Here is a 25,472-nt window from a genome sequence, read left to right as displayed (position 1 = left end):
TATATACAAGATCAATTAATGCCTTTAAAAATAGGTTTTCCGTGTTTTTTACCATTTTTTTGAATTATTTTTTTGTTGCCTCATAAAAAAAGATAAGTAGTTTCGATTCGTTTTATTTCCAAAAATATTATAAAAGTTATAAAATTTGTAGACAGAAGCTTAATTTTTTTAATATTACTCACGTTTTAAGAAAGGAGAGTGTTTATTTAGTTCGGCAAAGCTTCTAAGTTGTTCGTTAGGTGGTATCAGTTCAGTTGAAAGAGGAGGATAATCATGAAAAATGATAAGCAAAAAAAGAAAAGTACTAATAAGTCAAAAAAGCAGAGTAAATATCGTGCGTTATCATTAGTGTTGACAAGTAGTTTAGTTATTGCGCCATTGACTGTTCCTTTGACATTTTATTTATCAGGAGGAATTACTGCTTCTGCTGCTGTATTAGATGCAGAAATATTATCTAATATAAGCAGTTCAAATGACAGCGGAACAACTACAGCAAATCGTTTTTCTGCAGATGGAGCTACAAAAAATGTCAATTTTTCAATTTCTGGAAGTGAGTTAGTTGGTGGTTCTGTTATCACAAGTGGAACAAAACAAGCAGTTTTAACTATTCCGAACGAACTAAATGGACGCGTTTCTACAAACGGAGTGGCAGAAATTGATACAAATATTACTTTAACTGTTGATGATTTAACGTTTTTGACGGGTACATTAGATGCGGTTAATCAACTATCTAATTTATTAACAAATATTGTTGATGGTGCTTTAGGAAGTTTAATTGGTGTTACCTTGGATTTAACAACAGTTAATCAAAAAATAGATGCTTTAAATAATCTTGAAAATTTTGGCAGCGCAGAATTTAATTCTACTGCTGTCCTTTCTTCAGATGGAAAATATATTCATGCCAATATTGATGATGGATTAGGTTTAGTTTTAGCACAGAATGTATCCTCTCTTTTAGAAGATTTAAAAGAAGCCGTCAATGCTTTAAACGCAACTGGAAGTGGCGTTGCCAGTGATATAGTTGCAGCAGCTATTAATGCCACGTTACTTCCAGTCAAAGGAACTGTAAACACTGCAATTGATTTGGCCTTACCTTTCGTAGAACTTGGGGGTGCTGGTGTTAATCAATTAGCTGATGCTTCAGTATTAGGGGCTACAACAATCAATATCCCAACTACTGTTGTTAGTCCAACTAGTTTAACACAAAATCTAGATGCTAGATTTGTCGGTACTGTCGTAAAATCGGATGTTATCGATGTTAGTTTGATCAATACCGCTAATGGAGTTTCTGATATCTATTATGCTGGAAATGTAGCAGTAGTAGCACCACCAATAGTAACTAATACAACTGGGACTTCCGCAACAGGTTATACGGTAACGGGTACTGCAACAGCAGGGAATACAGTTACTATTAAAAATGCAGGCGGTACAACAATCGCTTCAGGACCAGCGACAGGTGGGAACTTTTCTATCAATATTCCGCAAGGCGAAGCAACTGAAAATGAACCTTTAACAGCAACTGCCTCTGATGGAAGTAATGACAGTACACCAACAGCATTTACAACACCAGCGGATGCAGTAATTATCCCATCACCAGTCGTGACCAGTGTAACTGGTGACTCTGCAGCGGGTTATACGGTAACGGGTACTGCAACAGCAGGGAATACAGTTACTATTAAAAATGCAGGTGGTACAACAATCGCTTCAGGACCAGCGACAGGTGGGAACTTTTCTATCAATATTCCGCAAGGCGAAGCAACTGAAAATGAACCTTTAACAGCAACTGCCTCTGATGGAAGTAATGACAGTACACCAACAGCATTTACAACACCAGCGGATGCAGTAATTATCCCATCACCAGTCGTGACCAGTGTAACTGGTGACTCTGCAACGGGTTATATGGTAACGGGTATTGCGAGCCCTGGTGATATTGTTTCAGTCAAAAATTCTGGCGGAACCGTAATTGGGACAGGAGTAGCAAATGGAGATGGCGATTTTACCGTAATTCTTCTTCCAGGAGTAGCAACTCCCAATGAACCTTTAACAGCAACTGCTTCAGATAATAGCGGTAATCAGAGTGAGCCAACAGCATTTACAACGCCAGCTGATTCAGTGGTTGTACCAGCTCCGACCGTAACAAACGTAACTGGAAATTCACTTACAGGTTATACAGTGAACGGAACAGCAACACCTGGTGATAATGTAGTCATAAAAAATGCAAGTGGCACAATAATTAGCTCTGGTTTAACTAACTCTCAGGGCAACTTTACTGCGATTATTCCACTTGGCTTAGCAACGCCAAGTGAAGATTTGACAGCAGTTGCGGTAAATGGACTCAATCAAAGTTCAGCTACATCATTTACAACACCAGCGGATGCAGTAATTATTCCAGCTCCGATCATAACAGGAGTAACTGGAAATTCATCTGCAGGTTATACAGTAACCGGAACAACAACTCCCGGAAATACAGTTTCAATCAAAAATTCTGGTGGTACAGTAATTGCTGCTGGCGTAGCTAACCCACTTGGTCAATTCTCAATTATCTTGCCAATAGGATCAGCTACACCAGTTGAATTATTGAATGCAGTTGCGTCAGATGGTCTTGGTAATCAAAGTACAGCAACATCATTCCTAACACCACCAGACTTAATCTTAGTAGCACCACCCACTGTAACAAACATAACTGGAAATTCAAGTAGCGGTTATACTGTTACAGGTACTGCGACACCTGGTAATTTTGTATCCATCAAAAATACGGGTGGTACAGTAATTGCAGTAACTCCAACAGATATTTCAGGAAATTACACTGCGGTAATTCCGGTTGGTCAAGCAACACCAAATGAACAACTTAAAGCTGTAGCTTCTGATTTGTTAGGGAATCAAAGCACAGCAACAAACTTTAATACTCCTACCGATCAGGTATTGGTGGCTTCACCAGTGGTTACGGCTGTAACAGGAACTTCTTCAACAGGTTATACAGTAACCGGGTTGGCAACTCCTGGTGATTCTGTACTTGTTAAAAATACAGGCGGTACAGTCATTGGAATTGGTCTTGCTGACGTTAGTGGAAACTTTACAGTGACACTTCCAGTAGGTTCAGCAGTGCCAAGTCAACAACTATCTGCGGTAGCAGACGATGGTAATGGACATCAAAGTCTTGCAACATCATTCACAACACCAGCAGATCCAGTAGTAGTTACTGCACCTGTTGTGACTAACGTGACAGGATCTTCTAGTACTGGCTACACAGTAACTGGGACGGCAAGTCCTGGAGATACAGTAACAATTAGAAATACAGGTGGTACAGTAATTGGAACAGATGCAGCGGATTTAAATGGGGACTTTAATGTAATCATTCCTGTTGGTTCAGTAGCACCAGGACAACAATTGACTGCAACAGCACAGGATCCTGATGGTAATACAAGTCCAGGGACAAGTTTCACAACACCAGCAGATCCAGTCGTTGTACCCTCACCAATCATAGAAAATGTAACTGGAACATCTGCAACAGGTTATACGGTTACAGGTACTGCAACTGCTGGGGATATAGTTTCAATTAAAAATACTGGTGGTACAGTAATTGGTACAGGCACAGCTAATTCAGGTGGGATCTTTACAGTTACAATTCCAACTGGTTTAGCAACACCATTGGAACAATTATTTGCAATAGCAGATGATGGTGACGGACATCAAAGTACGGCTACATCATTTACAACACCAGCGGACCCAATAGTGGTTACTTCACCAGTAGTAACTGGTGTTACAGGATCTTCAAATACTGGATACACAGTAACTGGTACAGCAACAGCTGGTGATACTATCACCGTTAAAAATACGGGGGGAACAGTAATAGGTACAGCTGTTGTCGATCCAAGTGGTAACTTTACTGTGATCATTTCAAGCGGAGCAGCAACACCAAATCAACAATTAACTGCTGCAGCACAAGATCCGGCCGGCAATACAAGCCCAGGTACAAACTTTATGACACCAGCAGATCCAGTTGTTGTACCTGCACCAAATGTAACAACTGTAACAGGAACTTCTACAACAGGTTATACAGTGATGGGGACGGCAACTGCTGGAAATACTGTACTAATTAAAAATACGGGTGGCACAGTGATTGGTACAGCAACTGCTAATGCGAGTGGTGGCTTTACTATAACGATTCCAATTGGGGCTGCAACACCTCTTGAACAATTATCAGCGGTGGCTGATGATGGAGCAGGGCATCAAAGTAGTGCAACACCCTTTATAACACCAGCTAATCCAATTGAGGTGACAGCGCCAATCGTTACAAATGTAACTGGAACCTCTGCTACAGGTTATACAGTCACAGGTACAGCAACAGCTGGTGATACTGTCACAATTAAAAATACTGGTGGTATGTCTATTGGTACAGCGACAGTTAGCTCAAATGGTGAATTCAATGTGATTATTGCTCAGGGTTCTGCAATACCAAGTGAGCAACTAAAAGCAATCGCTTCAGACGAGGCTGGAAATCAAAGTCCTGCAACACCATTTATGACACCGGCTGATCCAGTGGTAATCCCAGCACCAGTTGTTACAAATGTAACTGGAACCTCTGCTACAGGATATATAATCACAGGTACAGCAGTAGCTGGTGATACAGTTTCAATAAAAAAATTAAATGGAACTGAAATTGGGTCAGCTCAAGTGAACGGAAACAGCAATTACACGGTTGTTCTACCAGTTGGAGTCGCTACACCAATTGAACAGTTGAGAGCGATTGATTCCGATGGCGATGGAAATCAAAGTCCTGCAACATCGTTTATGACGCCAGCTGATCCAGTATTTGTAGCAGCACCAATCATAACAAGTGTAGTAGGTGATTCTCAAACAGGATACACAGTTGAAGGTACAGCAACTGCGGGTGATTCAGTATCACTTAAAACACTTGACGGAGCTGATTTAGGTGACGGTGAAGTAACTGAAAATGGCACATTCTCAATTAAATTAGATTCTGAAGAGGTAAATCAATTACAACAGTTACATGCGATAGCAATTGATAATGAGCTTAACTCAAGTTTACCAACACTCTTTACAATTCCAGCCGATCCATCTTCAAATATTGAAGCACCAGTCATTGAGAATGTAACTGGAACATCCAAAACTGGCTATATTGTAACTGGTAAAGCGGAAGCGGGTAACAAAGTTAACATTCGTAACGTTTCAGGTAGAGTTATTGGTTCAGGGGTAGCTGATTTAAATGGAGATTTTCTATTTAGAGCGTTACGCGTATTAGATGGTGAATTTGCGATTGCTTTACCAGTAGGTTCAGCAACTGAAAATGAAACATTGACAGCAATTGTTGAAAACAACGTTGGAGATGTTAGCGCTGAAACTACGTTCGTAACGCCAGCCGATCCAACAGTATTTGTTGCAACACCAATAATTAACAGTGTGCTTGGAAATTCAATGACAGGTTATACGGTGAAAGGAATTGCAACACCAGGAAATAATGTAGAGCTTCATAATGCAGCAGGTGAAGTTTTAGGCGCTGCTACTACAGGAGAAAATGGTGGATTTACTATCGAAATCCCGATAGGTTTTGCCGAACCAAAAGAACTAGTTTCAGCAATTGCAAAAGATAGCGATGGTAACCAAAGCGAGCCAGCTAATTTCAAACTTCCAGCAGATCCAGGTGATGACAATGGAAATAATGGATCTGGTAATGGTAGTAACGCAAGTAATAATGGAAGCTCTAGCTTGAAAAACTTAAGCAGTTCCCAAAAAGATCTTCCTAACAATGGTGAAATTGGTAGTAACTGGGGAGTACTAGGAGCTATTCTACTAGGAGCTTTTGCTTTCTTCAATTTCAAACGTAAAACTAAAAAAGAAGATGAATAAAGGATTGAATTAACAAGATCACTTTTCAGAAGGAAAACCATGAGGTGGGGAAATGCCCTGCCTCATGGTTTTTTGAATTTATTCTTTAACCAATCAATTTTTAGAAAAATCTAATATTTTCGTTAGAAAGAATCTTTCTTTCTCTATCTTTTTGTCGTAAAATAAAATTAAACAAAAAGAAATGGAGGATATACGCATGCCGATTCGTGTTCCAAAAGAACTACCAGCTATTAAAGTGCTAGAAAAAGAAAAAATATTTGTAATGGACGAAGATCGTGCCATGCAACAAGATATTCGCCCTTTGGAAATTTTAATCTTAAATCTAATGCCAAAAAAAGATGAAACGGAAGTTCAACTTTTGAGGCTTCTAAGTAATACCCCTTTACAAATAAATGTGGAATTCTTGCATATGAGTAGCCATGAAGCAAAAAATACATCTAGCGATCATTTAAAACGTTTTTATCATCAATTTAACGAAGTTAAAGAAAAGTTCTATGATGGTCTAATTATCACTGGAGCACCAATTGAGCAGATTCCTTTTGAAGAGGTTGATTACTGGGAGGAGCTACAAGAAATTTTTAAATGGGGTAAGTCACATGTATTTTCTTCATTTCATATTTGCTGGGGTGCACAAGCAGGGCTTTATTACCATCATAAAATCGATAAGCATCTCTTAGATCAAAAGGTAACAGGTATTTATGCTCATGATGTATTAGCACCGACTTGGACTATTTTAAAAGGGTTTGATGATGTTTTTTTCGCTCCTCATTCTCGCTATACAGGAGTCAACAGACGTGATATAGATGAGACGGACAAGTTAGAGGTCTTAGTCGAATCAAAAGAAGCTGGGGTTTTTTTAGTTGGTAATACAAATAATCGAGCGTTTTATGTAATGGGCCATTTAGAATATGATCGTGACACCTTACAACAAGAATTTGAACGCGATCAACTAAAAGGAATTTCTCCGAAACTCCCTACAAACTATTATCCAAATGATAATAGTCATGAAGTCCCAAAATTACGTTGGCATATGGCCGCCTCGTTGCTATTTTCTAATTGGTTAAACTATGCAGTTTATCAAAATACACCGTACGATTTATCTGAATTACTTGATGAAGGAAAATTTTAATAAGAGTATAGCTAAAACAAAATAAACGTAAATTTCATTTTGTTTTAGCTATATATATATTCAAAAAAATACGAACGTTATTTTTTAGGCTTGTCCTTATAAATTATTGAAGCATTCTTGTTTCATTTTTTTTAAATCAAACGTATTATGAAAACAAGGAGGTTGTTTAGCAATTCGATATTACGTACGAATATAAAAGTAATTATTGCTTATCAAAAAATGAAAATACTTTAATTAGCTAGAGTTGGAGGACTAATTATGAAAATACCTAAAAAGTTTTTGAGCGGGTTGCTACTTTCAATGCTGTTTCTTTTTTCATTTGTGCCTGCTTTTGCACAAGAGATTGATGCAATTATTGCGCCTACGGGGATAAAAGCCGTGATTGTGATCATTCCATTGATTTTAGTGTTAGTTTTATTATTTATGAAAGTGGATATGATTATCGCAGGATTTGTCGGCGGTGTTTTAGCGATGATTATTGGCGGTATTGGGTTAGGACAAGCGAACAAACAGCTATTAGAAACGATTCCCACGATGCTTGGTATCACTGTACCGATCATTAATTCGGCTATTGCGATGGCTGTATTTAAATCAGGCGGGTACTCTGCAGCATTGACTCTTGCAAAACGGGGAACTAAAGGCAAAGTAGAATATGTTTCAGCATTTATCGTTATTTTACTGGCGGCTGCAACTTATATGTCAGGTATTGGTGGCGGTAGTGCAATGGTCATTGCACCATTGGCATTTGTAGCAGTTGGAGCAGTGCCCGAGTTGATTGCAGCAATGTCTCTTGCAGCAGCCGTTTCGTTCACGACATCACCTGCTTCATTAGAATCTAGTATTGTTTCTAAACTAGGAGACTTCAGTGTTGCTGAATATGTTTCAGATATGCGTCCGATTTGGCTAGTTTTTTGTACTTTAGCGATTGTTTTGGCTTTTTGGGGAACTAAACGTCGGAATATTGGTTTTAAAGAAAATAGCGATGATGGATACGCATCAATGAGCAACAAGGCATTATTTAAATTAACATTACCTGCGATTTTTTTACTGTTTGCTGTAATATTTGGTCCTGTAGTGAACGATCTCGTCGGCTTCCCATTATTGACACCTTTAGTATACATGGTTTTAACGTTGGCATTGATTTTTATTTGTTCTGATTTTACATTGAATCAGTCAGTAGAAGCGATGGTAGACGGTTCGACATACATTTTAACTCGTTTGTTCCAAGTAGGAATTTTTCTAGCGTTTATTAATATCATTGCTCAAACTGGAACATTCGCTGTTATTGCAGGGGTTGCTAGTTCTGCGCCAACCTTGATTATGGTTCCTGTTGCGATTTTAACGGGAATCTTGATCGGCGTACCTGCAGGTGCATATGTAGGTTCCGTTTTAACACTCGTCCTGCCTGTAGCTGTGTCGTTAGGCTTTTCTTCGATTGAACTTGGTTTAGTTGCAGTCGGGGTAGGCTTAGGCAGCCAAATGAGTTTTGTTAATATTACGATGCAAGCTTTATCTTCTGGCTTCCAAATTCCAATTTTAGAAGTTGTAAAAGGAAACGTCAAATGGATCAGTATTGCTTCTGTTTTATTGATCGGTCTTGGATTCTTTATATAGATTAATTTGAGAGGGTGTTAACAAATGGATATTATAATTAAACAAGCAAGATTAAGTGATGGAGAAGCGTTACAGGACATAGGGATAAAAGATGGTAAAATCGTTGCCATTTCGGAGGTTTTAACTGATACCGCGGTAAATGTAATTGAAGCGCAAGGTCGTGTGCTGATTCCAGGTCTAGTAGAAAGTCATATTCATTTGGATAAAGCGTTGATAGCTGACAGAAAACCAAATAAATCTGGGACATTACAAGAAGCAATTAGTGTTACAGCCGAGTTAAAACCAACATTCACGGAAGAGGATATTTATCAAAGAGCCAAAAGAGCTTTGGAAATGATTATTTCTCATGGTGTAACCGCGGTCAGAACCCATGCAGAATTTGATCCAGCACAAGGCTTTTCCGGGTTTAAAACAATCATGAAATTAAAAGAGGAATATCGTGATCTTATCGACATGCAGATCGTTGCATTTCCGCAAGAAGGAATTTTTAAAGCACCTGGTACAGAAAGAATGATGTATGATGCAATGGAGATGGGTGCAGATGTTGTTGGAGGCATCCCTTATAATGATGCACCGGCAGATAAACATATTGATTTAGTTTTTGAAATTGCTAAAAAATATGACAAAGATATTGATCTTCATCAAGATTTCAGTGATGAAGCAACAGATATTTCAATCGAATATTTATGTAAAAAGACAATTGCAGAAAATTATCACGGTAGAGTTTCAGTTGGACATTTAACTGCACTTCACGCATTGAAACCTGAGCGATTAAACAAAATCCTAACGTTGATGTCTGAAGCACAAATCAGCGTCATGGCTTTACCAGCGACAGATTTACATTTAGGTGCTAGAAATGATATATACAATGTTAGACGAGCAGTAACGCCAATCAGAAAACTTCGTGATGCTGGGATTAATGTTTGCCTAGCGACCAATAATATTCGTAATGCATTTACTCCTTATGGGAATGGTGATTTAATACAAATTGCAATGCTAGCAATCCCTGTTGGCCATTTAGGTGGAGCAGATGATTTGCCAACTGTTTTGCCGATGATCACAGAAAATCCAGCAAAAGCATTAGGCATACAACATCATGGTATTCAGATTGGAAATAAAGCTGATTTAATCTTGCTGGATACGAAAGTAAAAGCAGATGCAATCATTGATATACCTGAGAGAAATTATGTTATTAAGAATGGAAGAATTACTGTCGAAGTAAAAAAAGAAGTCTCAATTTTTAAATAAGCCAGTTAAAAAAGCGTTCTATGGACAATTTTTTTGTTTAAAGAACGCTTTTTGATAAGTGAAGATCTTACGTGTTACTCATAATAATGTTATGTAAACTAAAACAGAAGTATTTAAGCTTTTTATTCTCAATTGAAATATTTAATTGAGAATAAAAAGCTTAAATACTTGTTAATACATATATTTATATGATACTCTTTATTATATAATAAATAATATTGGAGGTATCTATAATGAAAGTTATTGTTTTAGGTTCATCACATGGAGGCTACGAAGCAGTGGAGGAATTATTACATTTACATCCAGAGGCAGAAATTCAATGGTATGAAAAAGGTGATTTTATTTCTTTTTTATCCTGCGGTATGCAACTTTATTTGGAAGGAAAAGTAAAAGATGTTAATTCAGTTCGATATATGACCGGCGAAAAAATGGAAAGCCGTGGAGTCAATGTCTTCTCTAATACTGAAATCACTGCAATTAGACCTGAAGATCACCAAGTTATTGTTAAAGATCTATTATACGGAGAAGAGAGAGTCGAACTGTACGACAAACTTATCATCAGCCCAGGAGCCGTTCCATTTGAGCTAAATGTACCTGGTAAAGATCTAGAAAATATTTATTTGATGCGTGGTAGAAACTGGGCGATTAAATTAAAAGCAAAAACAGTTGATCCGCAAGTGAATAATGTTGTCGTAATTGGTAGCGGATATATTGGTATAGAAGCAGCAGAATCATTTGCTAAGGCCGGTAAAAAAGTAACAGTTATCGATATTTTAGATCGACCTTTAGGTGTTTATTTAGATAAAGAATTCACTGATGTTTTGACAGAAGAAATGGAAGCGAACAATATCAACGTAGTAACAAATGAAACAGTTCAAAGCTACAAAGGAGAAGGGAAAGTTTCAAAAGTTATCACAGATAAAGCAGAATATGATGCTGACCTTGTGGTTGTAGCAGTGGGGGTTCGTCCAAATACTGATTGGTTAAAAGGTACATTAGAGTTACATCCTAATGGTTTGATAAAAACCGATGAATTCATGCAAACAAGCGCACCAGATGTTTTTGCGGTAGGAGATGCAACGATGATCAGATACAATCCGGGTGAAACTGATGTTAATATTGCATTGGCAACAAATGCTAGAAAACAAGGCCGCTTTGCTGTTAAAAATTTAACTGGTCCAATAAAACCTTTCCCAGGTATTCAAGGTTCCTCTGGTTTAGCTGTTTTTGACTACAAATTTGCTTCTACAGGAATCAATGAAGAAATGGCTAAAAAATTAAATAAGAAAACTAAATCTGCATTAGTTGTTGAAGATGATTTAATGGACTTTAATCCTGATAAACAAAAAGCTTGGTTTAAACTTGTGTATGATCCTGAAACAACTCAAGTTTTAGGTGCACAATTGATGTCAAAAGCTGATTTAACAGCAAACATCAATGCTATTTCATTAGCAATCAAAGCGAAAATGACGATTGAAGACTTAGCTTATGCAGACTTCTTCTTCCAACCATCGTTTGATAAACCTTGGAATATTATTAATACAGCTGCATTAGCCGCAATGAAAAATGAACAATAATCTTTAAGTTAAAAAGACTACAGAGAAGAAATTTTCTGTAGTCTTTTTTTAATAGGGGAAAAATGGTATCATTTATGTAAATAACTGGAATTGGTGGGAATTTTGATGACGATCATATTAAAAGAAATGACTGCAGTTGATTATGAAAAATATCTTTCATTTGCAATTAAAGACTATGCGCAAGATAAAATTACTGCTGGAACTTGGAATCAGGACGAGGCAATCAGCTTAGCAACGAAAAGTTTTAAGGAACTTTTGCCAGAGGGGAAAGAAACTAACAATGAATATCTATATTCTATTCAGGAAGATTCATTTAATAAAAATGTTGGATTTCTGTGGGTACATTTAAATGAAACTCTTTATGATTCCAAACTGTTTATTTATGATTTTATCGTGTTTAAAGAGTTTAGAAATTTAGGTTACGGTAAACAAACAATTGCTTGTTTAGATGAAAAAGCGAAAGAAATGAACGTGTCGCAAATCGATTTACATGTGTTTGCTCATAACAAAGGGGCGATTCATTTATATAAACAAACAGGTTTTATACCAACGGATATTAGCATGTCAAAACGAATACATCAGAGCCAATAGAGAATACTCAAAAGGAAGGAGATTTATGATGAGTAAGCATCCACTAGACATAAAAAATGAAAAAGCTTTTCATTAATAAGTAGTAGAATTGAATTATGTTAAGCGAAGGAGGAATAAAAGATGTACTATTTTAATAGAGAGATAAAGATTTATTACAACGTTGTTGGAGAAGGAAAGCCTCTACTTATTATTCATGGTTTCTCCATTGATCATAGAGGGGTAAAAGGAACAGTAGAAGAGTCTTTAAAGCTCCAAAAATATAAACGTATTTACATTGATTTACCTGGCATGGGGAAGTCGCCAGCACCAGATAAAATAATAAACGCGGATGAGTTACTATATCATTTATTAAAATTTATAACTACTGTTATCGGAAAAGAATCATTTTCTATTTTGGGCTATTCTTATGGCGGGTATCTAGCCTTGGGATTAGTAAAAATGATTCCCAACAGAGTAGAAAATTTGGTTTTATTGGCGCCTGTTGTCAAAGCAATTTCTGAACATAGGCAACTACCTTTAGAACCTAAAAAAAATGTACAGCATTTTGACGTTGAGAACAAGATTCTTTTCGAGCAATACAAAGCTAATGTGGTAAACGTAAATGAAAAAGGATATGAAAACTACATCGCAGAAATTCATTCAGGACTCTCAGCAGGAGACCCCGTTTTTCAAAAGACTTTTCAAAAAACGGGTTATGTATTTAAAGCCGAAAAAAGTCTTTTCGATAGAAACATCAATTGTCAATCCTTGATTATTTTAGGTCAAAAAGATGTTGTTGTAGGATTTAAGGATATGTTAGCAAAGCAAAATAAATTCTCGAAAGCGTCTTTTGTTTTACTTGAAAACGCAGGACATAATATACAGTTAGATGAACGAGAACAAGTTGTAAAAAAAATTCGCAGTTTTTTTGAAGAATATGAGGACAGTTTTTAAAAAGCGTTTTTAAAAACTACTTTGTATAATGTATATTATGTTAACTAGTAAAAAAAACTTAAAATCTGAATATAAGCGAGCTTCTCACTTCATTCGATTATTAAGTTTTTTACCACTCTATAATATCGGTGATAATAATCGAGAAAAATTTTGTTTAAATCTTAGCCAACGTGATTGATTACGAATTATTTCATCTGTTAACAAAGTGCTTTTATTCATGTCTAATTCAAATATCTGAGTCAGTTCCCACGCAATCTTAGTATCATAGATAAACGTGCTTACTTCAAAATTTAACGCATAGCTTCTGATATCCTGATTAGTTGTACCCACCATACAAATTTCATTATCGATGATCATTGTTTTAGCATGCAAAAAGCCATTCTCGTACATATAAATTTTGATGCCTCTTTTGTGTAGATAATTGGCATAATATTGGGTTGCACGATAGATAAACGGATGGTCAGGCATGCACGGAATCATGATTCGTACATCGATGCCTGAACGAACAGCAATCAGTAGCGCATTAATCATGCTATCATCAGGAATTAAATACGGCGTTTGCACCCAGACCGATTTTTCAGCAGATAAAATCATTTTTATGAAACCGCTTTTCAATATTTCTTCTTCCGAATCTGGTCCATCAGAAACAACTTGTAAAGCTAGATTCCCTAGTTCATTGTCTTTAGCAATTTGGAAATAATGTTTTAAGTAATCCATTTTATGTGAATCGTGTTCTACAGAAGCGTTCCAATCCATAATAAAAATTTCCTGCAATGAGAAAACGGATGTTCCAATCAGGCGTATATGTGTGTCTCTCCAATAGCCGAATTTTTTACTTTCACCTAGATATTGATCCCCTACGTTAAATCCACCAGTCCACCCTATCTTCCCGTCAATAACAACTATTTTACGATGCAAATGATAGTTCAAACGCGTTTTGCTGATCATATTTTTTGAGGTAATAAACGGAGCTACTTTCCCACCAAGTGCTACAAATCGTGCAAAAAACTTTTTGTTTGCTCCTGGAGATCCCCAAGGGTCATAAATCAAATGAACAGATACACCTTCTTTGACCTTCTCTCCTAACAAATCTAGAAATTGATTACCGATATGATCGTTGAAAAAGGAATAATATTCAACATGGACTGTTTCTTTAGCCTGACGGATATCTTCGAATAAGGCATCGAATTTTTCTTTTCCATCTGTATATATTTTTAGACTGTTTCGTTTGCTCAGTGGTGAAGAATCCATATTTCTAAAGTATTTATTCAATACTCTTGCGTCAGTTAACAAATTAATATCTAATTTCCCATCAGATTTTAAATTGTCTTTATCGACTATTTTTTTGATCTCAGTGATTTTTTCTTTATCATAGTCAGTTAGATTAAAGACTTTCTGCCCGTTGATGCCTCTACCGCAAAACAGATAAATAGCAAATCCAATTCCTGGCAAAAACACTAAGGTCATAATCCAAGCTAAGACACTAGAAATACTTCTTGGTTTTCTAAAAACAGTAATAAGTGCTGCAGTTGTATTTAATAACAATAAACCCAATAATATGATGACAAAAATTCTCATCTGCTTTCATTTCTCCCTTAAAGTTACGTAGTGTTTTAATTATAGCAAAAACTACTGATTCATCCAACCAATAACACCACATAAAGCACTTATGCACTCGATTGATACCTAAAAGAATTTTTTACACATATTTTGGCATTCACTACTCTAATTCTCATAATGTTGTACTATAATATGCTAATATATTTAACTGAAGAAAGGAATGAATTGGAAATGGATATCAAAATGCTTGTTATGATTTTTGTGGTCAATTTTTCTTATATCACATTGAATACGATCCGTTTCATGCTGACAATGAAGGGCTATCGTTTAATTGCTCCTTTGGTTAGCATGGCTGAGATAACGATTTATGTGTTAGGGCTTAGTATGGTGCTGAATCGTTTGGATAATCCGATAAACTTAGTTGTCTATGCTCTTGGTTATGCAGTAGGGATCAGCGTGGGGATCAAAATTGAAGATTATTTAGCTCTAGGCTATATCATGGTAACTGCCATCCTTCCTTCTTCCACTGAACAACTGAATTTACCAGAAATTTTGCGGGAGCATGGGTATGGTGTTACTCAAAGTTTTGGTGCAGGTCGTGAAGGCGAACGGATGATTTTAGAAATTCTTTCTCCGCGTAAAAATGAACGTAGTTTGTACAAACTGATTAATGAAAAAGAACCCAGAGCTTTTATCATCTCATATGAACCTAAGTTTATCTCTGGCGGTTTTTGGACGAAAAAAGTCCGAAAAAGAAATAATTAAACGAAACATCGTCCCTTCATTTTTCATAAATTAAGAGGCGATGTTTCGTTTAATTATTTTTGTTTACATAATAAAATTATAGTGGATTAAACCTTGAAATAACGAATAGATTGCTGGTCATTAGAAAAATACGTTACAAACAAGCAGCTATATAGCTGTTGTTTGTAGAATACACGTTGGTTTTTATCCTCGATATTTTCCCATAATGGAATCAATTCTGTTTTTAGTTTGTTTAAAATGAGTTGAATATCGTCAAAAGACCTATCACTTTCTATAATTGGAACTGAAAGAAAGAGTTGATTTTTTTCATTTTTTTTCAGATCTCCTGTCACCAGTAGCGCCTCTTGAAAAATATTTTTTTTTATTTCTCTCGATTTGTTTCGTTTGATAGATCGAATCACTTTTTGGATTTGGGGAATAAAATAATGAATATCTACATCTCCAATTATATTCTCTAACGACTCAAAGTGTAGAGGTAATTCCTGTCTCCTTGAAAGCAAATGGAAATAATTTGCCAAATCTAACGGAATCCGTTTATCCGGATAAACGGAAACAAAATACAATGAATCATTTCCCTCTTCCCTTCTACGGAAAATTGGTAAGCTCTCTGTAGCATTTTTAACGCCAAAAAAATAGGTATCTTGCTCTTTTTCATAAAACAAAGACCAGAGCCATTCGCCAAAGACGAAATAATCATTTACTATTGAATTTTCTTGAGAGAGGGTTTGAAATGATTTTATTACTGAATCTGCTAGTTTTAAAGATTCTCCATTAGTATAAATAGGAAATGTTAAATCATATCTTCTGTTTTTTCGTTCAAGTAGATTATATTTGATTAGTTTGTCTAAGTATAATTCTAAATTACTATCTGTTGGAATAGCTGCTTTTATTTGGCGTAAAATCACTTCTTGCTCTTTGTGATCTAAAAGGTAATTCACGACCTTTGTAAACAATGGATCAGAGACAATTTTATTTAATTCTTCTTCATTGTTATTTGATGCAAAATAATAGGTTACATTTTCCATTGTTCAGTCACTCTTTCTTTGTTTAACCTTATAATAAAAACTACAGCTGGAGTAATTAAAACGCCACCTGTAGTTTATTAAGTTGCTAAGTCAGATGTGTATAGCTTTTTTCTAACTGAATGCTTCAGTTAATTGGGGAACAACTTGCTTTTTACGAGAAACAACACCATTTAAGAATGCGCGGTTATTATCTAATTTCACGTTGAAAGCAGCTTCTACTTTTTCTAGTGAATCTCCAATAACCAATAGCTCAGAATCACTATTTAAAATATTTGTAATGATCAATACAAATAAGTCATAATTATTTGTAGCATTTGCGTTATTCATTGCGGCTTCTAGTTCCCCTTGGCGATCTAGTACTTCATTCAGATCCACTGTATTGACTTGCGCGATACGGACGTTTTTATCCCCCATTGGGAAGCTTTTAGCATCTAAATCTAATAACGTATCAGCAGATTTATCGCTTAAATTTGTACCAGCTTTTAGCATGTCTAACCCATAACCATCTAAATTGATTTCTGCAATCTCTGCTAGTTCATGTGCTGCATCAATATCTTCTTGTGTACATGTTGGCGATTTGAATAATAAGGTATCTGAAATAATTGCTGATACCATCATTCCGGCAATTTGCTTTGGAACTGTGACATTATTTTCTTTAAAGAGTTTTAAAACGATTGTACTTGTACAACCAACAGGTTCTGCACGGTAATATAGTGGATCGGTAGTTTCGAAATTAGCGATACGATGGTGATCAACGACTGCTAGGATATTTAGATCTGCAATATCCTTGATGCTTTGTTGGAATTCATTGTGATCGACTAACATTACTTGATTCGTTTCTCCAGCAGCGCTTTCAACAACTCTTGGTGTGTCTACGTTAAAGTAATCTAATGCGTATTGTGTTTCCTCACTTGGCATTCCTAAAGCAACTGGTTCTGTATCCTTCCCTAGTTCTTTTTGTAAGTAGGCAAAGCTGATTGCTGCTCCAATTGCATCTGTATCAGGATTTTGGTGTCCAAAAACAAGAATTTTTGACATAAAAACGATTCACTCCTTCTTTTTTCTTCATTATTAATAATAACAAAAAATAGAAAAGAAACAACAATAATTGTCGCTCTTTTCTATTTTTATAAACTATTTTGAGGCATAGCCTTGATAGTCATTAACATTAAGTAACTTTTTAGCATTTGCCACACGGTCTTCTTTGGGCGGTTCGATTCCATTAAGTGGGTAGTCTAAACCTAACTCATCCCATTTATATTTACCCATTGTGTGATACGGTAACACTTCCACTTTATCGACATTCTTCAATGTTTTTATGAACGTGTCTAAGCGAATCAAATAGTCATCATAATCACTGCGCTCAGGAACTAAAACGTGACGAATCCAAACAGGTTTACCGATTTCTGAAAGATATTGGGCCATTTCCAGAATATTTTCATTCCCCAACGAAGTAAGTAACTTGTGTTGCTCGTTATCGATATGTTTAATATCGAATAACAATAAGTCTGTATAGTTCATTAGTTCTTCAAATTGGCTGAAAAATGGTTCTTCCCTTGTGAAAGGCTTACCACAAGTATCGATTGTTGTATGTATTCCCTTTTCTTTTGCTTTTTTAAATAAGTCTGTTAAAAATTCTAATTGAAGTAAAGGTTCGCCTCCGCTGACTGTGATTCCACCTTTATCACCCCAATAAGAACGATATTTAATAGCTTCGTCTAAAACTTCATCAGTTGTAACTTCGCGTCCACCAGAACCGATTTTCCATGTATCTGGATTATGACAAAACTGACAGCGCATGCGGCAACCTTGTGTAAATACGATGAAACGAACACCGGGTCCGTCAACGGTCCCGAAATTTTCTGTAGAGTGGATTCTACCAATAACAGGAGTTGTCATTGTTTGTTCCCCTTTTCTTTTAAAAAAAGGGCTGACACGAGGTCAACCCTTCAGTTGTTTGTTTATTATAGTCTATCGTGAGAAGTTCTAGAGATAACGTCTGCTTGTTGTTCAGGAGTTAAGTCACGGAATTTCACAGCATATCCAGATACACGGATTGTTAAGTTAGGATATTTTTCTGGATGAGCCTGAGCGTCTAATAATAACTCGTTTGTGAATACGTTAACGTTCAAGTGGTAACCACCTTTGTCAAAGTAGCCATCCATTACGTTACGTAAGTTTTCTATTCTTGTATTATCATCTTTACCTAAGCCATTAGGGTTGATTGTTTGCGTATTAGAAATACCATCTAACGCACTTGTATAATCTAATCTAGCTGTTGAGTTAAGTGATGCTAAAAGACCATTTTTCTCACCTAAGAATTTCCCATCTTGATAACTTGGGTTAGCACCTGGTGCTAATGGTTTACCCGCACGGCGTCCGTCTGGTAAGTTCCCAGTTGCTTTACCATAAACAACGTTTGACGTGATTGTTAATAATGATGTTGTTGGTTTAGCATTACGATACGTATGTTGACGTCTGATTTGAGTCATGAAGTACTCAAGAATCCAGTTAGCCATTGCATCTGCTTCTTCATTGTCGTTACCATAAGTTGGGAACTCGTTTTGAGGAACATAGTCAATTGCTAATCCATCTTCGTCACGAATTACTTGGACGTTCCCATGTTTGATTGCCATTACTGAATCAGCTGCATGTGAAATCCCCGCAATACCAGTTGCGAATGTACGTTGTAAGTTGCTTTCCATGAAGGCTAATTGCGCTGCTTCGTAAGAATATTTATCGTGCATATAGTGGATAACGTTTAATGTATTAACATATAATTCTGCTAACCAATCCATAATGTCTTTGTAACGATCGATAAATTCGTTATAGTCCAAAGTATCACCTGTCATTGGACGGAATTTAGGAGCTACTTGCATTTTAGTCTTTTCATCTACGCCACCGTTGATTGCATAAAGAACAGCTTTTGCTAAGTTCGCACGAGCACCGAAGAATTGCATATCTTTACCCATAACTGTTGCAGATACACAACAAGCAATCGCACAGTCATCAGATCCCCAATTAGCGCGCAATAAGTCATCATTTTCAAATTGGATAGATGAACTTTGTTTTGCGATTTTAGATGCAAATGTTCTAAATCCAACTGGTAAATGTGAAGAATATAACACAGTTAAGTTTGGTTCAGGAGATGGTCCCATGTTTGTTAGTGTGTGTAAGATACGGAAATCACTCTTAGTCACTAATGAACGACCGTCTAAGCCCATTCCAGCAATTGATAATGTTGCCCAGATTGGGTAACCAGAGAACAATTGATTGTATTCTGGTGTACGAGCAAATTTAACCATACGTAATTTCATGATCAAGTGGTCAATCATTTCTTGTGCTTCAAATTCAGTGATTACACCAGCTTCTAAATCACGTTGGATATAGATATCTAAGAATGCAGAGATACGTCCGATAGACATTGCTGCACCATTTTGCGATTTGATGGCACCTAAGTAACCAAAATATAACCATTGAATTGCTTCTTTCGCATTTTCAGCTGGTTTAGAGATATCAAATCCGTAAGTTGAAGCCATTTCTTTTAGATCAGCCATTGCTCTGATTTGTTCAGAAATTTCTTCTCTTAAACGAATGACGTCATCTGTCATTACCTTATTACCAGTATTGCTTAAATCTTTTTTCTTTTCAGCAATTAAGAAGTCCATACCGTACAATGCGATACGACGGTAGTCACCGATAATACGGCCACGACCATAAGCATCTGGAAGACCTGTGATGATTTTGTTTTTACGTGCTGATCTCATTTCGGGGGTGTAAGCATCAAATACACCTTGATTGTGAGTCTTTCTCCACTCTGTAAAGATTTTAGACATCTCAGCGTCCACTTCGTATCCATTTGAAGTTAAAGAATTGTTGGCCATATTGATACCGCCAAAAGGCATGAATGCTTGTTTCAATGGTACGTCTGTTTGTAAACCAACGATTGTTTCTTCTTCTTTAATCAAATACCCTGGTTCATGTGAGGTTACTGTTGCTGGGATATTTGTATCCATATCGTATACGCCATTTTTTTCGTGTTGTACTTCAAATAATTCTTGTAATTTCGTCCATAATTTGTCTGTGCTCGGCGCGATTGGCTCTAGGAAAGAATCGTCACCTGTGTATTCAGTGTAGTTTCTTTGAATAAAGTCACGTGTATCTACTGATGTTTTCCATTTGTCGCCTTTAAAGCCTTTCCATTGCTCCATTGTGGGCCTCCTTAGTATGCTGAAATCTATTGTAACAGCTTTATGTGATTAGTATAACACATAGCTAATTTTATGCAAGCCTTTCCTTACTATTTTTTGAACGAATTACTTATAATTCAGATAAAATAATAAAGAAATACTGTTACAGCAGTATTTTAAATTTGTGATCCGTTTAACTAACTTGTTTTGCATCGCTTTTTGAAGTAAGAAATCTGTTATACAAAAAGGGCCATCTGTACTAGTACAGATGGCCCTTTTCTCTAATTCTATAGAACAGTTTAAAATATTACTTAGATTCTTCTTTTGTTTTTGGTTCTAATTCTGCCGTATACATTTCATGGACTTCCAAAATTTCTCCATCTTGCTTTTCATCAAGCATGAACGAGCCATTAGATGTTCGATCATTGATTGGATATTTTTCAGAGTCAATGGTGTATTGTTTCCCGCTTTGTGTTGTAACTAATAATTCTAACGAACTACTTTCAGACATAAACGTTACACGGTGAGGATTTTTTTTCAATTCTCTAAGAATCATCAATCCACGTTTTGCCCGCCCGAGTTGCGGTAACTCTTGAGCTAACATTCGTTTAATACTACCTCGTTGTGTTAACATTACAATTGGTGTGTCTCCATCCTCATGAACGAGTAGACCATTTACTACGTAATCTTGCTCTTTTAAGTTCATAGCTTTAACCCCAGCTGCTTTAGGACCAACAACGGGTACTTCTTCTAAAGGATAACGTAAACCAAACCCACGATGGCTAACTAAAAAGACATCTAAGATTTTTTGTTCGTTGGTTAAATAAACATTTACGATTTCATCTGTTTCAGATTTTAATTTCATACAGTTCGTCGGACGACTCTTATACGTTCTCCAAGGTTCAAAATCTGTCATTTTGCTTTGTTTGATCATCCCTTCTTTTGTCATGAAAACAAATGTTTTCGTTGGAGATAATTCTTTGTAGGCATAAACAGCAATGATCGATTCGTCAATTGAGAGATTTAAGATGGCTTGTGAAATATGCTCCCCGATTTCTTTCCATCTTAAATCAGGAAGTTCATGTACTGGACGATAAATCACATTGGCTTTATTCGTAATTAGTAGAATATGATCTAAGGTGTTCACTTCCCCAGTATAAAGCAGGAAGTCCCCTTCTTTCATGCCAACCTCTTCTGGTTTTGACGCGCTGTACGAACGTAAACTACTACGTTTAATATACCCTTCATGCGTAACAGTTACAACGACATCTTCTTGAGCAATCAGAACTTTTGTATCTATCTTAATTTCTTGGATTTCATCTTCAATTTGGGTTAAGCGCGGATTGCCATATTGTTTTTTAACTTCACGTAATTCTTTTTTCATGACGTTAAATAATTCTTTTTCATCACTTAGAATTTTGGTCAACTCAGAAACAAGTTGATTTAATTCTTCCGCCTCTTTTTCAAGCTGAGTGATATCTGTGTTCGTTAAACGATATAACTGTAACGTAACGATAGCTTCTGCTTGTTCTTCTGTAAATGCATAAGCTTTGACCAAATTCATCTTAGCATCTTTTTTGTCTTTACTACCACGAATTGTTTCGATTACTTTGTCTAAGATCGATAAGGCTTTGATCAATCCAGCCACGATGTGCTGACGCTTTTTGGCTTTATTCAACTCAAATTGGCTTCGGTTAGTAATTACTTGTTTACGGTGAGTAATATAGCTGTCTAAAATACGTTTTAGTCCAACTTGTTGTGGTGTCATGTTATCGATCGCAACCATATTAAAGTTGTAATTGATTTGTAACTCAGTATTTTTGAAAAGATAGTTTAAAATCCCTTCAGCATTTGTATCTTTTTTCAGTTCAATCGCAATTTGTAATCCTGTACGGTCACTTTCATCACGAACTTCAGCGATACCATCGATCTTTTTATTTAAGCGGACTTCATCCATTTTTTTTACTAATGTCGCTTTGTTCACCTCATAAGGAATTTCAGTAACAACGATTTGTTGTTTGCCTCCTTTTAGAGGTTCGATTCTTGTTTTTGAGCGAAGAATCACTTTTCCTCTACCTGTTTCATAGGCTTTTTTGATCTCTTCTTTACCTTGTAAAATCCCACCTGTTGGAAAATCTGGTCCTGGGATAAATTCCATTAGTTTATCTAATGTTGCATTTGGGTGATCAATCAGATAAATCGTACCATCAATAATCTCAGCTAAATTGTGTGTTGGTATCTCGGTCGCATATCCTGCGGAGATTCCTGTTGAACCATTCACGAGTAAGTTGGGATATTTAGCAGGTAAAACAGTCGGTTCTTTTTCAGTATCATCAAAATTCCATACGAAATCTACTGTTTCTTTTTCGATATCTTTTAAAAGCTCTCCACTTAGTTCAGATAAGCGAGCTTCGGTATAACGCATAGCCGCTGGCGGATCGCCATCCATGCTTCCGTTATTTCCGTGCATTTCAATCAAGACTTCACGAAGCTTCCAATCCTGACTTAAACGAACCATCGCTTCATATATACTACTGTCACCATGGGGATGGTAATTCCCCATGATATTTCCGACAGACTTTGCAGATTTTCTAAAACTTTTTTCAAAGGTATTGCCATCTTTGTTCATGGAAAATAAAATTCTACGTTGTACAGGTTTTAACCCGTCACGAATATCAGGTAGGGCCCGTTCTTGAATGATATATTTGGAATATCTTCCAAAACGATCGCCCATTACTTCTTCAAGTGTTAGTTCTTGAATATCTTGGCGTTTTTCCAAATTTGTCACTCCCTACTCTAAATCGAATAAACTGATTTCGGCAGCTTCTGCCTCTGCATTTTTACGTTCAGCTTCTTCTTTTTTTTCTTCATCTAGCACTTCATTTGAAATCGACGGAGAAATTTCTGTCTCCCCATCTTTTCTATCTAAAATACTGCCATCTTCTTCTAGTGTGAACTGAACATGACGTTCGATCCATTTTCTTCGAGGTTCTACTTTATCGCCCATAAGCGTCGTTACACGACGTTCTGCTTGTGCAGCATCATCTATTCTAACTCGGATCAAAGTACGCGTCTCAGGGTCCATGGTGGTCTCCCAAAGCTGATCTGCATTCATTTCCCCTAATCCTTTGTATCGTTGAAGCATATAGCCTTTGCCAACTTGTTCAGTGACATTAGATAGTTCTTCATCTGTCCAGGCATATTCTGTTACTGCTTTTTTACCGACTCCTTTTGATACTTTATAAAGTGGTGGTAACGCAATATAGATTTTGCCTGCTTCGATTAGGGGCTTCATGTAACGATAAAAGAACGTTAGTAGCAAGACTTGGATGTGAGCACCATCGGTATCCGCATCGGTCATGATGATAATTTTATCGTAATTACAATCTTCAATTGAAAACTCTGGACCAACACCTGCACCAATTGTATAAATCATCGTGTTGATTTCTTCATTTTTTAAGATATCCTGCATCTTCGCTTTTTCAGTATTTAACACTTTACCTCGTAAAGGTAATATCGCTTGGAATTTTCTGTCTCGACCTTGTTTAGCTGAACCGCCGGCAGAATCTCCTTCGACTAAATATAATTCATTTCTCTTTGGATTCCGTGATTGTGCTGGTGTTAGTTTCCCAGATAAAAGAGATTCTCCTTTTTTCCGTTTTTTACCATTCCGACTTTCTTCGCGCGCCTTACGAGCCGCTTCACGAGCTTCACGGGCTTTGATTGCCTTACGAATCAATTGTTGGCTCATTTCGCTATTTTCTTGAAGATAAAAGCCCATTTGCTCTCCTACAACGTTATCCACTGCATTACGTGCCATTGGCGTGCCGAGCTTTTCTTTGGTTTGCCCTTCGAATTGTAATAAGTTTTCCGGAACGCGGATGGATAGTACTGCTGCTAATCCTTCACGGAAGTCACTGCCTTCGAGGTTTTTATCTTTTTCTTTTAGCAAACCGACTTTTCTTGCGTACTCATTGTAGGCTTTCGTCATTGAAGACTTCATTCCAACTTCGTGGGTACCACCATCTTTGGTTCTTACATTGTTCACGAAAGAAAGCACATTTTCTGAATAACCATCATTGTATTGATAAGAAAGCTCAACTTCAATCCCATCTTTTTCACCTGAAAAATAGACAACGGGTGTTAATGTGTCTTTTTCTTCATTAAGATAGGCGACGAATTCTTTGATTCCCTCATCATAATGAAAGATCTCTTCTTTTGGTTCTTCTCCTCTAAGATCGGTTAGTGAAATTTTTACACCTTTTAATAAAAATGCAGACTCTCTTAGACGCTCTGCTAGTGTATCGTATGAAAAATGTATCGTAGAAAAAATAGTGTCATCCGGAAGAAAAATTACAGATGTTCCATTCTTTTTATTCGTTTTTCCAACTTTTTTTAAGGTTCCAACGGGTTTTCCACCGTTTTCAAAACGTTCCATATATTCAACACCATCACGGACGATGCGTACTTCTAACCAGCTAGATAGAGCATTCACTACACTGGCACCTACGCCATGTAATCCACCAGAAGTTTTATAACCGCCTTGACCGAATTTTCCACCTGCGTGAAGAACCGTGAAGATTACTTCTACAGTGGGAATTCCAGATGCGTGCATTCCGACTGGCATTCCACGACCTGAGTCAGTGATTTTGATGCTATTGTCTTTTTGGATCGTCACGCTGATTTCATTTCCATAACCGGACAATGCTTCATCAACTGCGTTATCGACGATCTCGTAGACTAAATGATGTAATCCGCGGCTGTCTGTGGAGCCAATATACATTCCTGGTCTTTTTCGTACAGCTTCCAATCCTTCTAAAACTTGGATGGAGGCGTCATTGTATTCATTGTTTACTTTTTTCGCCAAAGAAAAAAACTCCTTATACTTGAATTATAGGGCACAAGGCCACATCATTACAATAATACTCTAAAAGCTCTCAAAAAAAAAGAGCTTTCCTAAACGGCCACTCTT

Annotated in this window: 15 protein-coding genes; 8 read left to right on the top strand and 7 right to left on the bottom strand. The window is 36.7% G+C overall.

Annotated elements, in window-relative coordinates; genetic code table 11:
• The first annotated feature begins 273 nt into the window (after positions 1-273).
• From AC4BBR_RS08120 to AC4BBR_RS08090, 7 genes are all read left to right on the top strand, one after another.
• A complete protein-coding gene (locus tag AC4BBR_RS08120) occupies positions 274-5,868 on the top strand; it encodes an Ig-like domain-containing protein (protein WP_490462030.1) in 5,595 nt (1,864 codons plus the stop codon).
• Between the two features lie 196 nt (positions 5,869-6,064).
• The gene (gene metA, locus AC4BBR_RS08115) at positions 6,065-6,997 is read left to right on the top strand and encodes a homoserine O-acetyltransferase MetA (protein ID WP_490462029.1); all 933 of its coding nucleotides are present in this window, start codon (positions 6,065-6,067) and stop codon (positions 6,995-6,997) included.
• Positions 6,998-7,255: 258 nt separating this feature from the next.
• Entirely contained in the window at positions 7,256-8,611 is a 1,356-nt protein-coding gene (locus AC4BBR_RS08110; RefSeq protein ID WP_490462028.1) for a citrate transporter, read from the top strand.
• A 24-nt stretch (positions 8,612-8,635) separates the two neighbouring features.
• Complete coding sequence (locus AC4BBR_RS08105; RefSeq protein WP_490462027.1) at positions 8,636-9,859, top strand: amidohydrolase family protein; 1,224 nt, start codon at positions 8,636-8,638, stop codon at positions 9,857-9,859.
• Positions 9,860-10,092: 233 nt separating this feature from the next.
• Complete coding sequence (locus tag AC4BBR_RS08100; protein ID WP_490462026.1) at positions 10,093-11,436, top strand: FAD-dependent oxidoreductase; 1,344 nt, start codon at positions 10,093-10,095, stop codon at positions 11,434-11,436.
• 105 nt (positions 11,437-11,541) lie between these two features.
• Positions 11,542-12,027 (top strand): GNAT family N-acetyltransferase, encoded by a 486-nt coding sequence (locus tag AC4BBR_RS08095; protein ID WP_490462025.1) that lies wholly within the window; start codon positions 11,542-11,544, stop codon positions 12,025-12,027.
• A 120-nt stretch (positions 12,028-12,147) separates the two neighbouring features.
• On the top strand, positions 12,148-12,960 hold the full coding sequence (locus AC4BBR_RS08090) for an alpha/beta fold hydrolase (RefSeq protein ID WP_490462024.1): 813 nt from the start codon (positions 12,148-12,150) through the stop codon (positions 12,958-12,960).
• A 117-nt stretch (positions 12,961-13,077) separates the two neighbouring features.
• Here the strand turns inward: AC4BBR_RS08090 and cls are convergent, their stop codons facing one another.
• Positions 13,078-14,538 (bottom strand): cardiolipin synthase, encoded by a 1,461-nt coding sequence (gene cls, locus AC4BBR_RS08085; RefSeq protein WP_490462023.1) that lies wholly within the window; start codon positions 14,536-14,538, stop codon positions 13,078-13,080.
• Positions 14,539-14,745: 207 nt separating this feature from the next.
• Here cls and AC4BBR_RS08080 point away from each other — a divergent pair, with 207 nt between their 5' ends.
• Positions 14,746-15,285 carry a DUF2179 domain-containing protein gene (locus AC4BBR_RS08080; RefSeq protein ID WP_490462022.1) on the top strand — a complete coding sequence of 180 codons (540 nt, stop codon included), beginning with the start codon at positions 14,746-14,748 and terminating at the stop codon, positions 15,283-15,285.
• An 86-nt stretch (positions 15,286-15,371) separates the two neighbouring features.
• On the opposite strand, the gene AC4BBR_RS08075 is transcribed toward AC4BBR_RS08080, so the two are convergent.
• From AC4BBR_RS08075 to parE, 6 genes are all read right to left on the bottom strand, one after another.
• The gene (locus tag AC4BBR_RS08075) at positions 15,372-16,310 is read right to left on the bottom strand and encodes a DUF1803 domain-containing protein (protein ID WP_490462021.1); all 939 of its coding nucleotides are present in this window, start codon (positions 16,308-16,310) and stop codon (positions 15,372-15,374) included.
• Between the two features lie 111 nt (positions 16,311-16,421).
• Positions 16,422-17,348, bottom strand: a complete 927-nt coding sequence (locus AC4BBR_RS08070; protein ID WP_490462020.1) for a manganese-dependent inorganic pyrophosphatase — start codon at positions 17,346-17,348, stop codon at positions 16,422-16,424.
• A 96-nt stretch (positions 17,349-17,444) separates the two neighbouring features.
• Positions 17,445-18,209 (bottom strand): pyruvate formate-lyase-activating protein, encoded by a 765-nt coding sequence (gene pflA, locus AC4BBR_RS08065; RefSeq protein ID WP_490462019.1) that lies wholly within the window; start codon positions 18,207-18,209, stop codon positions 17,445-17,447.
• A 65-nt stretch (positions 18,210-18,274) separates the two neighbouring features.
• On the bottom strand, positions 18,275-20,521 hold the full coding sequence (pflB, locus tag AC4BBR_RS08060) for a formate C-acetyltransferase (RefSeq protein ID WP_490462018.1): 2,247 nt from the start codon (positions 20,519-20,521) through the stop codon (positions 18,275-18,277).
• Positions 20,522-20,807: 286 nt separating this feature from the next.
• The gene (parC, locus tag AC4BBR_RS08055; RefSeq protein WP_490462017.1) at positions 20,808-23,279 is read right to left on the bottom strand and encodes a DNA topoisomerase IV subunit A; all 2,472 of its coding nucleotides are present in this window, start codon (positions 23,277-23,279) and stop codon (positions 20,808-20,810) included.
• Positions 23,280-23,291: 12 nt separating this feature from the next.
• Positions 23,292-25,367 carry a DNA topoisomerase IV subunit B gene (gene parE / locus AC4BBR_RS08050; protein WP_490462016.1) on the bottom strand — a complete coding sequence of 692 codons (2,076 nt, stop codon included), beginning with the start codon at positions 25,365-25,367 and terminating at the stop codon, positions 23,292-23,294.
• Positions 25,368-25,472: the final 105 nt, after the last annotated feature.

It is taken from the genome of Enterococcus sp. AMC1251, assembly GCF_058216535.1.
Note: the sequence above shows the minus strand (reverse complement) of the source record. Positions and strands in the feature narration are given on the sequence as shown.